The organism is uncultured Gimesia sp. (genome assembly GCF_963972345.1).
Lineage (GTDB): Bacteria > Planctomycetota > Planctomycetia > Planctomycetales > Planctomycetaceae > Gimesia.
Window position 1 is genome coordinate 1 of record NZ_CAXAVM010000005.1, and the last position, 13709, is coordinate 13709.

The window sequence follows — 13709 nt, forward strand, 5'->3', positions numbered from 1 at the left end:
ACTGGGTTTACGGTAACGGCGGTCTGACCGTGTTCAATACACTGCTCAACCCGAACTCCGAGTATCCTAACTGTGTGACCTGTTCCAGTTGTGGTACGAACGATGCCCCTGGACTGTTTCCTGCCCGCAGTCGTCACGCCGGTGGTGTGCATATTCTGATGGGCGATGGCGCCACGCGATTTATCAGTGACAACATTGACAATACCACCTGGCAGAACCTGGGCGGCATTCAGGACGGAAACGTTCTGGGTGAATTCTAAACTGAGTCCAGTTTTACTCAAGCGTCTCCCGGGTCATTGGGAGCGAGTCTAATAGATTGGGACACGCTCTGGTGAAATGCGACGTGTTCCAGACCGTTCTATCAGATGTTAAAAGATTTTTGAGATATGAGCAGCATGGGAGTTTCGACTCTCATGCTGTTTTTCCACAGGTGGCGGATACCTCCCCTATTTATTTGAAAGCAAGCTATATGAAATCACTCTTTGCGCTCCTGACTGGTCTGGCGTTGATTTTACCTGTAATGACTGGCTGTTCCGGCGAAGCAGAACCTGAAGTTCCAACTTCCGCGGCTATCATCTCTTCCTTCAAATCGAATCTGCAGGTTGTCGTTGATACCGGCGAGGGGGGCAGCGGGCTGGATGTACTGCGCTCGGACTTTGAAGAACTGCAGAAACAGGCGCCCGAAAAAGCCGCTGCCGTTGAGAAAGACTATAATGCACTGATGAAAGCCGGTAAGCCGGAAGACCGGAAAACGCTGGCCGCCAAAATCATCGCAGATTTAGAATAACGCATCTGCGAATCGTCAACCCTCACGGGGGGACGCTGCCGGTTTGTTCTTCCACCAGATCATCAGCCGCGGAGATAATTTGTCGCCTTCAAGAACACCTTCCACCTGAATAAACCGGTCCTCCTTGATGCGATAAATGAACGACTGCGGCGCCGGTGATTTTTTGCCTTTATTCGGGCCTTTCAGAACTTCAAGATCGTAATAGATAAAGAGGTTGGCGTCGCTCATGCGCTGCAGGCGATACTTTGCCTGATGCTGGTGAACGCGACGGCCCAGCCTGTCGTAGACAGTCACTTTTGAGAGATCGCGGGTGAGTTCTTGTTCGATGCGCAGCGGAGAGCCTTTTGCATCCTGATCGTTGCGGACCCAGATACCGGCTACTGCTTCATAGTCTTCCTCGGGTGCCGGTTCTGCTGCGGTACTCACAACGGCCCACAGCAGGAGCGCTGCCATCGCTGTTACAGACTTCATCTGAAACCTCCCTGTTTTGAATCGGAGACCTGATTTCTGAGTGTCAGCTGAGTCGTTCGAAATGCAGAGGGTGATCGGATTCCGGATCTGCCACCCGCATCGAGATTTTCCCGTCGAGAACATCGGTTAACAAATCGCCACAGACGTCGGCTCGCCAACCGGCCATCAGGCGGGGACGTTCCTCTGAGATTTCTTTGTAGACATGGTAGCGAACCAGGTGTCTTAAGTCGGCGGCAGTTCCCACGAGCGTCTGGGAGACATTCATTTCGGCACAGCGATTGGCCAGAGCGATTCCCAGCAGCTTGCCAATCACCTGTTCATCCTGGTTCTGTTGGGTATTGGGGTTTTCCGTGAGTTGAGGCAGCTGATCGCTGGGCGTCTGTTGTGCTTTGGCGATCCGCTGTACCACTTCGGGTGCCAGCTTGAACATATTCTTGCGGTTCAGATCACGTGTGGCCGTCAGATCCTGGGGGGTGGCCGGTTTGCGACGTGCGAGTTCAATCAGGAGGTCATCACGGAGAATCCTCCGTGCCGGCTGGTTCTTTTCCTGAGCCACTTCATCCCGCCAGTCAAACAGTTCACGCACAATGGCCAGCTCGCGCGGTTTCAACTTGTGCAAACCGGAAACACGGCGCCAGTTTTCCCGATGGAATTCAGAATCGACCTCGTCAATCATGCGTTGAAACTCGGCTTCAGCCCAGTCGAGTCGACCCAGTTCGATCAATTCTTTTTCCTGAATTTTCCAGATCTTGAGCACGAACTTGACGTCATCCAGAGCATATTTGATCTGTTGCTGAGTGAGCGGACGACGACGCCAGTCGGTGCGGGTCTCTTTACTACCTGCTTTTTCATTCAGCACACGCGCCACCAGTGCGGTATACGAAATGGGAAAGCTGCGGGAACGCAGGCCTTCGGCGATCTGCAGATCGATCAGTTGTTGAGGTTTTTTCCCGGAAAAATGACGACAAAATCGAACCTCTTCACGACCGCCGTGTACGACGACGGTTGTGGTATCGTTCGTCATGATATCCCACCAGGGAGATAAATCATCGATTTCATAAGGATCAACGGCAACAGCCTGGCCATTGACGGCAAACTGCAACAGGGACAGTTCCGGCCGATAGGTGAACTCTGAAACAAATTCGGTATCGAATGCGACGATGCCCGCGTCCAGGATTTGATCACATAACGCGATAAACTCGGACTGCTGCACGATGAGGGGGCTCGACATCCTTTAACCACTTCCTTTTCTTTGACCCGAAGCTCAGAACTTCGTCTGACTTGACTGCGCCGACTTGCCTGTTCCCGCTTAAACCCTAATGTTGTAGATATTTATCGGATTCGTCAATGAACTCAGGCACATTTTGTGCCGGTGTCAGTTATTGTCAGCCTCCTGAAAGGGGCGTTCACAGGGATTAAAAACCCGTTGAAGTCGACAGGATTGAAAAAAACCGTATAAGTTTCGCCGCCTGCTCTGTCGATTCTGTTTATAGAAGATCCTGTGGCTCAAATCTGAGCGGCAGAATCTGCCGATTGTTAACCTACTTTAAAAAGCCGCTCCAGGAGCAGACTGTCATGGAAGACGAGGCCCCACCGGGAGTCCCGGAGTGGGTGGTGACTTACGGTGATATGATGTCACTGTTGCTCACCTTCTTCATCATGCTGGTTTCATTGAGTGAAATCGTGAATGATGAAAAATACCGGGCCATCCTGGAATCCATTCAGACCTACACGGGATATCGGACCGGTCCGATCTCACCGCCGGGAAAGTATTTCCCGATGAACTCGCTGGTGGAACAAATGAGTATGCTGGGAGCCTACACAGACAGCCCCGATCGTGGTCGCGGGGGAATCAAAACCCGTTCCCTGGAAGGCAAGGATGTGCGCGTTTACCGGACGCGTGAAGGGGTACCCGTACAGGTGGGACGTACCCTGTATTACAACCAGATCGACATCGATCTGGATCCCGCACGCCGGGAAAAACTGGACCAGATGATCCCTGAACTGGCCGGGAAACCGAACAAAATCGAACTCCGCTCGCATACCTCAGTCAAACCGTTGCCCGCTGACTCGCCGATTCATGACAAGCTGGTTCTGACCTATCAGCGGGGGCGGAACGTGATGATGTACCTGATCCAGAAAGGCATCGAACCGAAACGGATTCGCATTACCTCCGCTGCCGACTATGAACCACCATTGCAGACCGGTGATGAAAAGTCGGAGCAGATGGATCGCCTGGATGTGTTACTCCTGGATGCTTTCGTGAACGATTATGTCGGCCCCAGAAAGTAACAGTCAATACAAGGCTGTGTCCTGAAAGTTTTACTCTGCCATCAGATCTTCGACCTGGTATGCGCGACGGCGGGTGGCTGCGTCGTGCATTTTGATGATATGCGGTGCGGAAGCTTCGATGTGGGCTTCATCCAGGCGTCTGTTGACAGCAGGAGCCAGGGGTACGAACATCGATGTAACGCGGGCGTCCATACTGTTCTCTTCTGATTCAGACATTTCCTGATCCTTTATCTTCATTTCATCTAACACGACAGGATTCCAAGTTTCTTTCCGCTGTTCGGCTGAGACATAATGTGTCCGGGCCCAGCTCCGCAATCTCAATTCTTTAACCAGAGAGATCGTACTGTCCAACTCCTTGATCATACTGCGCTATCCTCTTTGATGAATCTTCTGATGCACGCCCCATTTCCAGGCGCGTCCTGATCTGGATGGTCCCGGTTTCAAGAAACCGATAGACGCTGCAGCAAACCTGGACACAGGCTTAAATGTGACTACTAATCAGATCGTCTGGAATCTTACATCAGCCAGAATGATTTTGTTTTCGTTCATCGGCATTCAGTGAGATTCCCGCGGCAGGCAGCTATTGCAGACACAACCCGAAGAACATGGTTGTTGAGAAGAATGGTCAGGACCACAAATAAGAGACTACGCCGCATAATCAAACGGAACCCTGCAACCCGGCGCGACGCTCAAAATCAGTACAATCAGCATTCTTCTTCTTCCGGGTCTTCGTCACTGACCCGATAGCGTGAAAGCAGTACCGAAAACAGATTTCGCGTCGACCTGGTAACGGTTTCCAGCTGAGGCGTCTGGGACTCGTGCAGAAAGGTAAATGCCAAAACGATGATCACCGCCGCCGTCAACAGGATGGAAGAACGCACTTTCTGATTTTCGCTGAGTACCCCCAGCATGGGAATATACCAGGCGCGACTGGTGACAGACGCTTTGAGATGGGGATTCCACTCGGGAACATCCAGGGCATGATCCGGCTCGACGGCAATGCGTTCTTCCCCGGGACTGGCGGCATCAAAGTCGATGCGGGCCACTTCAGAACGGAACTCCGGGTCATTCTCCAGCGAATGCGCGATCTCTTTCAGGTATTCCACCTGATTTTCCAGCGAAACCAATTGCACCTGGTTAGTCAGATACTCATTGCGCAAGTTCAGATAAGACAGGTAGCGGGGCGCCAGAACCACCGCCGCAAACAGGCTGGCTGCAATGAATAACAGGATCCAGAATGTCAGCGAGATCATCCAGCCCAGGCGGGATTCTTCATTCTGATTCTGATTGACTGACACAATAAGCACGCCCGATTTCAACAGGGAAAAACTGCAGGAAAACAACACCGTCATTCTCTTTAATCAAAATCGACCACGACACACAGCCTTCTTCATGCGCTGTAAAACAGTACGGGTTATCCAGACTGCTCCCTTTCTAACGGTTGGCAAGCCAGGCTTGAGTCATCGGGCAGAATATACGGGCGCAAAAAAACTCCCCTCTGAAGTGAACCAGAGAGGAGTGATTTTTATTCGACTTTGCAGTAGCGATCAGGAGATCGTGCCACCAAAGGTTGCTTCGGTACCGAGGATTTCTTCGATGCGGAGCAACTGGTTGTATTTGCAGATCCGGTCGGTTCGGCTGGCAGAACCGGTTTTGATCTGACCTGTGCAGAGTGCAACGGCGAGGTCGGCGATGGTGGTGTCTTCGGTTTCGCCGGAACGATGACTCATCACGGCGGTGTAACCATTGCGTCCTGCCAGTTGAACGGCTTCGATGGTTTCGGAGAGCGTACCAATCTGGTTGACTTTCACCAGGATGCTGTTGGCGATGCCTTCATCAATCCCCCGCTGCAGACGTTTGGGATTGGTGACAAACAGGTCGTCGCCCACCAGTTGGACTTTATTACCCAGACGCTCGGTCAACAGTTTCCAGCCATCCCAGTCATCTTCAGCCAGACCGTCTTCGATGGAGCAGATCGGATATTTATCAACCCAGGAGGCGAGGAAATCAACCATGCCGGCAGAATCGAACTCGCGACCTTCGACGGTATAGATGCCGGTTTTGGAGTTAAAGAACTCGGTGGAAGCGGCATCCAGGGCGATCTTCACCTGATCGCCGGCTTTGTAGCCTGCGTTTTCAATCGCCGTCAGAATGACATCAATGGCGTCTTCACTGTTAGGCAGATCAGGAGCAAATCCTCCTTCGTCACCAACGGCAGTACTCAGACCTTTGGAAGAGAGGACTTTCTTGAGTGAATGGAAAATTTCGGTGCCGCAACGCAGTGAATCACTGAAGTTGTCGAAGCCCAGAGGCATCACCATGAATTCCTGCAGGTCGATCCCGTTGCTGGCATGCTCACCACCGTTGATGATGTTCATCATCGGGGCAGGCAGGCGGTTCGCACCCACGCCACCCAAGTAGCGAAACAGTGGCAGATCAGAAGCGTGTGCCGCTGCATGGGCTGCAGCCAGCGAACAGGCCAGGATCGCATTCGCACCCAGGCGAGATTTATTTTCCGTGCCATCCAGGTCCAGCATCACACGGTCGATGAGCAGCTGATCGCTGACATCCAGGTCGACCAAGACATCGGCGATCTCGGTGTTCACGTTTTCAACAGCCTGCTGAACCCCTTTGCCCAGAAAGCGATCTTTCTTATCTGCATCACGCAGTTCACAGGCTTCATGCATCCCTGTGCTGGCACCACTGGGTACAGCGGCACGTCCGACAGTTCCGTCTTCCAGTTCGATATCCACTTCCACAGTGGGATTCCCGCGGCTGTCAAGAATTTCACGGGCATGAACGGAACTAATGGCAATACTCATCGTTTGTGTTTCCTCAAAGACTTCTATGAAATGAACTCGAGCAGCTGAGTGTGATACACATCAACATTGTTCGATACAAGTGCGCTCAAAGAAGCATCTTTTTAGCAGAAACAGGGGTTAAGCTCAAATGACTGGGTTTAGATTGTATGAATCTTTCGAGGACCGGCAAGGTGACGCTTCCCGTAGATCCCGTGAGAGCACCCCCGAGCAAAGGACGCTGTTTAAACGACGAAAACCCTTGAATTGAATAGCTTTCCGACAGACGCGTATTGCCGCGGAATGCTGTCAGACTGGACAGTTTTTTTGGATTCGAGGATTTGGGACCGAAGATTACCGATTATTCGCCCCGTGGTGGAATCCCGAATCTCGTCAGGGGTTATGAATCTTGTTAGACTGTTCTGTTCCGGTGACAGACTGAAATCCGGTCTGTCTCCTTAATATAAATCGAATATAAATCGCTATTAAATTCCGCCTTGTTTGAAACCGTTTTCCGATGAGTTCCACTTCACAACATAATCATTCACAGAAATCTGGCACGTCCTACCCCCGCTTGAACGTGGAAGCCATGGACCCTCAGTTGACCACGATCCAGCCGGGTGGCGGGATTATTATCAACCTCGAGATGCTCTGGGGGCGCTGGCGCCGGTTCTGGCTGAAGACGTTCCGCCGGGGCTACGTGCAGAAGATGCAGAGCAAGCGAAAAGGTGATTTCAATCCCTGTCCGCATGAGGTACTCGATCCCCGTGATCTGAAGTACCATGAAAACCAGGGCGGGTATTACTGGGATCCGGCAGACGATCCGTTTGCTTATCGCAGCCGACTCCCATTCGCCCGGGAAGGACTGGCGGAACTGATCGTGCTTTCCACCCTGTTCTTCGGCGGTGCAGCTCTGACGACTGGATTGTTGCTGGTGACCGGGGCAGCGGGATACATCGCGAACTTCGGCTGGTTGCTGACGCTGACCCTGTTACTGCTGGGTCTGGAAATCGTCTGGTTCTTTCGTAATCCGAATCGGAAGATTCCGACCGAACCAGGAGTCGTCGTCTCACCCGCTGACGGGACCCTGGATACGATCGAAGAAATTGAACATCATGAATACATTGGCGGTCCGGCGATTGAGATCGGCATTTTTCTCTCCATTTTTAACGTACACATCAATCGCACACCGGTCGCCGGAAAAATTATCAAACTCGCTTACCGGCCGGGCAAATGTCTGAACGCGTTGCGCCCCGAATCCACGCGCGAGAACGAGCGTCTGGAAGTCTACCTGCAGATGCCGGAACCGACGAACCGCCCCATGCTGGTGCAGCAGATCACCGGCGCGATCGCCCGGCGCATTGTCTGCCGTATTAAACCGGGGGATGAATTAACCAGGGGTCAGCAGTTCGGTATGATTAAGCTGGGCTCAAGAACGGTGATCGTGTTTCCCCGCGAACCGGGGCTGGAAATTCTGTCAAAGCCGGGTGACAAGCTACTCGCGGGTTCGACAATTCTGGCAAAATACAAGGCTGACTCGGAGAGTGTGACACCAGCGGCGGAGGCATCCGATGAAGAAAAAGCGTAAACTGATCGCCGTGCTTCCGACATTGCTGACGCTGGGAAATGCCGCCTGCGGATTTGGTGCCATCACCTATGCCGCGAAGGTCGGTCCGGAATATCTGGGGCAGGCAGCCAACAGCGGTGGATTGACCCGCATGCTGGGTACTTCACCGGGCCTGTTTAATTCATTTGAAAATCAACACCTGTTTGTCGCTGCCGTCCTGATCTTTGTCGCCATGCTCTTTGATGCCCTCGATGGCAGCGCTGCCCGCTGGGCCAATCAGACCAGTGAATTCGGCGCCCAACTCGACAGCCTGTGCGACGCGATCAGTTTTGGAATCGCACCGGCCTTTCTGATGCTGCAGATGGTGCAGTTCCGCACGCAGTACCACCCCCGCTTATTATGGGTCATCGCCCTGTTGTTTGCCGTCTGTACCATCCTGAGACTGGCCCGTTTCAATGTGGAAACCGATGAAGAAGATACCCACGAAGGATTCAGCGGACTCCCTTCACCGGCGGCAGCCGGCGTTGTCGCTTCCTTTCCCATCGCCATGCGGGGGGTTTACAAACTGGCGGAGACAGACCAGGCATCACTGGCAAAAACGATCGCGGACTGGCTGATTCCAGCGGTCGTCTGGACACTCCCCTGGATCACCCTGGCTGTCGCAGCGTTAATGGTCTCGCGGATTCATTATTCGCATGTGTTTAATCAATTGTTCAGGGGGCAACGCAGCCGTCGCCATGTATTGCAACTCGTGTTTTCCATGGCGCTGGTGTTTCTGGTTCAGGAACTGGCCATCCCGGTCCTGTTCTGTTATTTCGCGTTTTCGTCTCCAATTCGTGCTTTTTGGGAAGAAGTTGTCTCTGGACGACTATACAAATCAAAACAAATTTGAGAAACTGGCACGTTTAACTCCTTAACAATCGAACCTTGAAGGTACTGTCGCCGATGTTTACGGGACTGGTCGAGGGTCGAGGTACCGTTCATCTTCTGGAGAAGAACGGCTCCGCCATCGATTTAACGCTTGCGATTCCGGAATGGATGACGATTGATGCCCACCTGGGAGACAGTGTGGCCATCAACGGATGCTGCCTGACGGTTGTTGAAATCGAAGTCGGCTTCCTGAAATTTCAGGCAGGTGCGGAAACCCTTGCCAGGACCAACTTGGGTCTGCTGGCACCGGGTAACGAGGTCAACCTGGAACGCCCCCTGGCAGCCAACGGCCGACTGGGCGGGCATTTTGTCCAGGGTCACGTGGATGGCGTGGCGACGATCAAATCGATCGACAGGGATGGGGAGTGGATCACAATGTGGTTCGATGTGCCGGAAGCATTAGCCCTGCAGATGGTCGCAAAAGGGTCGGTCACGATTGACGGGATCAGCCTGACGATTGTGGACAGCCAGCCGGCGGCATTCAGTATCGCCTTGATACCGCATACGCTGGAGGTAACCACCCTGGGCCAGAAGCAGGTGGGCAGCGTTGTGAATATCGAAACGGATATCCTCGGGAAGTATGTACAGAAACTGATTCCCATAACATCAGATGGTTTCAATGAAAGAAGATGAAAGGCAGACTCGATCTTATTTAATGCAGCTTTTTGAGCGGCATGGCTTTAACCCGCGCTCTGATCTGGGCCAGAACTTTCTGATCGATCTGAATATCATCGAATACGTCGTGGAACATGGGCATATCCAGCCGACCGATATTGTCCTCGAAGTGGGAACCGGCACCGGTGGCATGACCACCTTCATGGCCCAGCAGGCGGCGCATGTGATCACCGTCGAATACGACCGCAACATGCATACGCTGGCACAGGAAGCGACCCGGAAATACGATAACATCACGCTGCTGAACTGTGATGCCTTAAAAAACAAAAACCGGATGTCCCCCATCGTGCTCGACGAAATCGCGGCACAACTCGCAGCGCATCCGGGCAGCCAGCTTAAGCTGGTTGCGAACCTGCCTTACAACGTCGCAACGCCGATCATCTCAAATATCGTGGCCTCCGATCTGCCCTGGAATCGCATGGTCGTGACGATCCAGTACGAACTCGGGTTGAAAATGTCGTGTAAACCGTCGAGTTCGAATTACGGTGCCTTGTCGGTCTGGCTGCAGTCGCAGTGTTTTGTGAAACTGCTGAAGAAACTGGGGCCCACCGTCTTCTGGCCGCGCCCCAAGGTCGATTCGGCCATCGTCCAGCTCACACCCAATCCACCACTCAAACAGCAGATTGGCGACCGGGTCTTCTTCCAGGACTTTCTCCGCCGGGTTTTTCAGCACCGCCGCAAACTGATGCGAAGTACCCTGGTAGGGATGTACAGCAAACAATTACCCAAGGCGGACGTGGATTCATTATTACTGTCACACGGGATTGATAAAGAAAAAGCACGGGCGGAAGAATTAAGTATCCCCGAATTGATCGAACTGTCGAACTCGTTTCAGGAACAGATCGCACTGCAGGCAAACCGGTAACAAATTGCCAGCCTCCCAGTCCGTGTCTAAAATGCGTTCATCATAAAAACTTTAAAATAAATCACAGATCAACAGCAAAAACATTCAAGTGTCGCGTGAAGGAGAGGAACAATGGAAGATCGCATTATCTGTCAGGGAATAACCTTTGATGACGTCTTACTGCAACCCGCATACAGTGAAGTAATGCCATCGGAAGTCAGTGTAGCCACTCAGCTTACCAGAAATATTCCTCTGAATGTTCCCATCATCAGCAGTCCCATGGATACCGTGACGGAAAGTGATATGGCAATCGGGATGGCCCAGGAGGGGGGCATCGGCATTATTCACAAGAATATGCCCGCCGATCAGCAGGCGATGCTGGTGGATGTCGTGAAACGGAGTGAGCACGGCGTGATTGTCGATCCTGTGACCCTGCCCCCGGAAGCCACGGTCGCCGAAGCCGCCGAAATCATGAAGCGCAGGAATATCGGCGGGGTCCCTGTCACGAAAAATGGGAAGCTTGTAGGAATTTTAACGAGTAGGGACTTACGATTTTTTGACACGCCCGACAAGTCAATTTCGGAGATTATGACGAAAGACAAGCTTGTAACGGCTAAAGAAGATACAACGCTTGAAGCGGCTCAGCGGATATTATTGGAAAATAAGGTCGAGAAACTTCTGCTGGTTGACGAAAATTATCAACTGAAGGGGCTTATAACAATCAAAGACATCGACAAGACGATGCAGTTCCCTCTGGCCTCCAAAGATTCACGAGGCCGGCTGCGAGTGGGAGCTGCCGTTGGTGTCCACGATTACGAACGAGCCGCTTTACTGATTGAAAAAGGGGTTGATCTCCTGGTTGTTGACAGTGCACATGGCCATTCAGGCAATGTGATACAGACCGTGAGAGAAATCAAAAAACGATGGGACATCGATGTAGTCGCCGGTAATGTGGCGACAGAACAGGGTGCCCGCGATCTGGCAGATGCAGGTGCAGATGCCGTCAAGGTCGGCATCGGTCCTGGTTCAATCTGTACAACACGAATTATTTCCGGCGTCGGTGTGCCGCAGTTAACGGCGATCTCAAATGCTGCCAAGGCATTACAGGGGTCGGGAGTTCCGGTCATCGCCGATGGAGGCATTCGTTACAGTGGAGATATTGCCAAGGCACTGGCAGCGGGTGCCCATACGGTAATGTTGGGAGGTTTGCTCGCAGGTCTGGATGAGAGTCCGGGCGAATTGATTTTATACCAGGGGCGCAGTTTCAAGCGTTATCGCGGTATGGGATCGATGGGAGCAATGGTTAAAGGTAGCAGCGAACGCTACCGTCAAAGTTCAATTAATCAAGATGGAAAGGACACTGCTAAAAAACTCGTTCCGGAAGGAGTGGAAGGTCGTGTGCCCTATAAAGGCCCATTGCAAAATCTGCTCTATCAGCTTGTAGGAGGACTACGGGCCGGCATGGGTTATCTGGGTGTCCAGTCTATCGCGGAAATGCGTACCGAGGCTCGATTCATCCAGGTCTCAGCAGCAACGGTCAGGGAGAACCATCCGCATGATATTGCAGTTACACAAGAAGCACCAAATTACACAGCCGAACATTCGCCCATGGAATAGTCGCCGCCTGCGGTGTCTGTTAACCATGGCGCTCGCGCTGGGAGCATGCCCTTTCTCATTTGCTGGTGAGCCTGCGACATCCACCGATCCGTTCCTGTCCCAGTCCAGCTCGACCGCACAGACCTGGGAAGAGCTCAAAACCCGCTCTCCCGAACAACGCTGGGAATCGCTGGCGAAAGAGAACAAACGCGATCTGAAAAAACAGGAACGCAAAGACCGGCGCGAGCAGCGCAAGACCACTCGAAACAATGATGAACTGGAACAGGTTCCTGTATTCCGCCAGATCCCCGATGATATGCCGGAAACACCGGCTGTCACAGCGACCCTCAAAAACACTCCCCCTGCCAGCAATGGAACCGGCTTCAGCACACCAGTCAGTGCCCCCGCCGAGCCGGGTGTGAAACCATACAAGACAATCGGCCTGGAACAGAACCCGGCAGCACCGGCGACAACGGCGAAAAATCTGGAATTCAAAGGACCGGCGCCTGTCAGCCAGCCTCAGCAGATTGTTCCGGTTTTCCCGGACACGGTGACAACCGGTTCGGCTTACATCAGCAGTCAAAAATCTTATGAACCCGCTGAACCCGTACCAGGCCTGGATCCCAATTCTCCGGATTTTCTGGAAGACGAAACGCCACACTTGCTGAAAAAAATTGCCGGCATCAATCCGTTCTTTGACTATGAACCTGATCCGGAAATTGCCAAAAATGAACCGTGTCGCAACCTGTGCCCGCGACCGGATGGCAAACCCTGTAAAACGACCGATGAAGAAGGGGAACACATTCTCGCCTGTCCCCGCGAATTTCAATTGAGCCACGAACCCTATTCAGGCCGGAACTTCACAGAAAGCATTTATACCTGGGAAGCTTCGGACATCCATTATAACCCGCTTTACTTCGAAGATCCCAAACTGGAACGCTATGGTTATTCACGACGGGATCTGATACAGCCCTTTGTTTCCATGGGTCGGTTCACCGGTCAGCTGCTCGCGCTGCCTTACCAGATGAGCATCGACCCGGTCAGAAAAGACATCTATCCTCTGGGATATTATCGTCCGGGTGAAGACAACATTCCGAAACGCATCAATGGAATTCCCTGGAATACCAAAGCAGCAGTTACAGAAGGACTTACAGCAACCGGCCTGATTTTCCTGCTTCCTTAAGCTCAGAGAGGGGATTCGCAGGCAAGTGGTAGTTGCTGAATGATGACAAATTCGATATTCTCTAAACACACCTTGATCCACAGGACCAGGGTGTGTTTTTGTTTTTTGTCCCCACCAGTCTGCGCTTTTGAGAGTGATTTTCAGTACCATGTCTCGTGACTCAGCCAACAATGTTTCTTCTGCCTCCCGTGAACTGGCCAACGATATCATTCAGCGTGTGGCAAAGCTGGTCAGTGAAGCAGAAGCGGAAACCAAACCACTGGAACTGGACCCGTATCGCGGTCAGCTGTTTGAACTGTTCGTGATGGCGGATGCCGCCGGCTTTATCTCTGAAGAGGCTGAAATCGATCTCACCGCCGACAATCTCTGCCGGGAACTGGCCAGCCACTGGGGACTGGCATCCGCCACCCAGACTGCCGTCGAATCTCAGGCTAAACTGCCTCCCGACCAACTCAGCAAAATGCGAATCCTCTGGTCCGTATTACGCCTCTGGATGGAATGGGATTACGCCTGGAAGCGCTGGGAAGAGTTCCATCCCCAGGATCGCGCCTGACATGAACCGCTGA

At 52.6% G+C, this 13709-nt stretch carries 15 protein-coding genes; 10 read left to right on the forward strand and 5 right to left on the reverse strand.

What is annotated here, in order from left to right; translation table 11 throughout:
• Both AACZ40_RS01290 and AACZ40_RS01295 read left to right on the forward strand, forming a co-directional pair.
• The coding region (locus AACZ40_RS01290) for a DUF1559 domain-containing protein (protein WP_339672860.1) at window positions 1-260 on the forward strand (260 nt) is incomplete at its 5' end.
• A gap of 209 nt (window positions 261-469) precedes the next feature.
• On the forward strand, window positions 470-787 hold the full coding sequence (locus AACZ40_RS01295) for a hypothetical protein (protein WP_291167984.1): 318 nt from the start codon (window positions 470-472) through the stop codon (window positions 785-787).
• A 15-nt stretch (window positions 788-802) separates the two neighbouring features.
• On the opposite strand, the gene AACZ40_RS01300 is transcribed toward AACZ40_RS01295, so the two are convergent.
• Entirely contained in the window at window positions 803-1258 is a 456-nt protein-coding gene (locus tag AACZ40_RS01300; RefSeq protein WP_291167982.1) for a hypothetical protein, read from the reverse strand.
• Window positions 1259-1301: 43 nt separating this feature from the next.
• Window positions 1302-2489 (reverse strand): HRDC domain-containing protein, encoded by a 1188-nt coding sequence (locus AACZ40_RS01305; protein ID WP_291167980.1) that lies wholly within the window; start codon window positions 2487-2489, stop codon window positions 1302-1304.
• 344 nt (window positions 2490-2833) lie between these two features.
• Between AACZ40_RS01305 and AACZ40_RS01310 the strand changes: the two genes are divergently transcribed.
• Window positions 2834-3550 carry a flagellar motor protein MotB gene (locus AACZ40_RS01310; protein ID WP_291167978.1) on the forward strand — a complete coding sequence of 239 codons (717 nt, stop codon included), beginning with the start codon at window positions 2834-2836 and terminating at the stop codon, window positions 3548-3550.
• A 30-nt stretch (window positions 3551-3580) separates the two neighbouring features.
• On the opposite strand, the gene AACZ40_RS01315 is transcribed toward AACZ40_RS01310, so the two are convergent.
• The 3 genes from AACZ40_RS01315 to eno form a co-directional block, all read right to left on the reverse strand.
• Entirely contained in the window at window positions 3581-3766 is a 186-nt protein-coding gene (locus AACZ40_RS01315; protein WP_291167976.1) for a hypothetical protein, read from the reverse strand.
• Window positions 3767-4254: 488 nt separating this feature from the next.
• The gene (locus AACZ40_RS01320) at window positions 4255-4848 is read right to left on the reverse strand and encodes a hypothetical protein (protein WP_291167975.1); all 594 of its coding nucleotides are present in this window, start codon (window positions 4846-4848) and stop codon (window positions 4255-4257) included.
• Window positions 4849-5097: 249 nt separating this feature from the next.
• The gene (gene eno / locus AACZ40_RS01325; protein WP_291167973.1) at window positions 5098-6372 is read right to left on the reverse strand and encodes a phosphopyruvate hydratase; all 1275 of its coding nucleotides are present in this window, start codon (window positions 6370-6372) and stop codon (window positions 5098-5100) included.
• A 493-nt stretch (window positions 6373-6865) separates the two neighbouring features.
• On the opposite strand from eno, the gene AACZ40_RS01330 reads away from it, so the two are divergent.
• The 7 genes from AACZ40_RS01330 (at window position 6866) to AACZ40_RS01360 (ending at window position 13696) form a co-directional block, all read left to right on the forward strand.
• Entirely contained in the window at window positions 6866-7936 is a 1071-nt protein-coding gene (locus tag AACZ40_RS01330; RefSeq protein ID WP_291167971.1) for a phosphatidylserine decarboxylase, read from the forward strand.
• Entirely contained in the window at window positions 7920-8807 is an 888-nt protein-coding gene (gene pssA / locus AACZ40_RS01335; RefSeq protein ID WP_291167970.1) for a CDP-diacylglycerol--serine O-phosphatidyltransferase, read from the forward strand. The genes AACZ40_RS01330 and pssA overlap by 17 nt, the downstream gene beginning before the upstream one ends.
• Before the next feature lie 53 nt (window positions 8808-8860).
• A complete protein-coding gene (locus AACZ40_RS01340; protein ID WP_291167968.1) occupies window positions 8861-9478 on the forward strand; it encodes a riboflavin synthase in 618 nt (205 codons plus the stop codon).
• Window positions 9465-10385 carry a 16S rRNA (adenine(1518)-N(6)/adenine(1519)-N(6))-dimethyltransferase RsmA gene (gene rsmA / locus AACZ40_RS01345; protein WP_291167966.1) on the forward strand — a complete coding sequence of 307 codons (921 nt, stop codon included), beginning with the start codon at window positions 9465-9467 and terminating at the stop codon, window positions 10383-10385. Before AACZ40_RS01340 ends, rsmA begins: the two co-directional genes overlap by 14 nt.
• A 111-nt stretch (window positions 10386-10496) precedes the next feature.
• The gene (guaB, locus tag AACZ40_RS01350) at window positions 10497-11981 is read left to right on the forward strand and encodes an IMP dehydrogenase (protein ID WP_291167964.1); all 1485 of its coding nucleotides are present in this window, start codon (window positions 10497-10499) and stop codon (window positions 11979-11981) included.
• Between the two features lie 25 nt (window positions 11982-12006).
• On the forward strand, window positions 12007-13143 hold the full coding sequence (locus AACZ40_RS01355; protein ID WP_291167963.1) for a hypothetical protein: 1137 nt from the start codon (window positions 12007-12009) through the stop codon (window positions 13141-13143).
• 148 nt (window positions 13144-13291) lie between these two features.
• A complete protein-coding gene (locus AACZ40_RS01360; RefSeq protein ID WP_291167962.1) occupies window positions 13292-13696 on the forward strand; it encodes a hypothetical protein in 405 nt (134 codons plus the stop codon).
• Window positions 13697-13709 lie beyond the last annotated feature (13 nt).

Coding starts and splice junctions, on each gene's coding strand:
- AACZ40_RS01295 (WP_291167984.1), top strand. CDS start 470: ATGAAATCACTCTTTGCGCTCCTGACTGGTCTGGCGTTGATTTTACCT.
- AACZ40_RS01300 (WP_291167982.1), bottom strand. CDS start 1,258: ATGAAGTCTGTAACAGCGATGGCAGCGCTCCTGCTGTGGGCCGTTGTG.
- AACZ40_RS01305 (WP_291167980.1), bottom strand. CDS start 2,489: ATGTCGAGCCCCCTCATCGTGCAGCAGTCCGAGTTTATCGCGTTATGT.
- AACZ40_RS01310 (WP_291167978.1), top strand. CDS start 2,834: ATGGAAGACGAGGCCCCACCGGGAGTCCCGGAGTGGGTGGTGACTTAC.
- AACZ40_RS01315 (WP_291167976.1), bottom strand. CDS start 3,766: ATGTCTGAATCAGAAGAGAACAGTATGGACGCCCGCGTTACATCGATG.
- eno (WP_291167973.1), bottom strand. CDS start 6,372: ATGAGTATTGCCATTAGTTCCGTTCATGCCCGTGAAATTCTTGACAGC.
- AACZ40_RS01330 (WP_291167971.1), top strand. CDS start 6,866: ATGAGTTCCACTTCACAACATAATCATTCACAGAAATCTGGCACGTCC.
- pssA (WP_291167970.1), top strand. CDS start 7,920: ATGAAGAAAAAGCGTAAACTGATCGCCGTGCTTCCGACATTGCTGACG.
- AACZ40_RS01340 (WP_291167968.1), top strand. CDS start 8,861: ATGTTTACGGGACTGGTCGAGGGTCGAGGTACCGTTCATCTTCTGGAG.
- rsmA (WP_291167966.1), top strand. CDS start 9,465: ATGAAAGAAGATGAAAGGCAGACTCGATCTTATTTAATGCAGCTTTTT.
- guaB (WP_291167964.1), top strand. CDS start 10,497: ATGGAAGATCGCATTATCTGTCAGGGAATAACCTTTGATGACGTCTTA.
- AACZ40_RS01355 (WP_291167963.1), top strand. CDS start 12,007: ATGGCGCTCGCGCTGGGAGCATGCCCTTTCTCATTTGCTGGTGAGCCT.
- AACZ40_RS01360 (WP_291167962.1), top strand. CDS start 13,292: ATGTCTCGTGACTCAGCCAACAATGTTTCTTCTGCCTCCCGTGAACTG.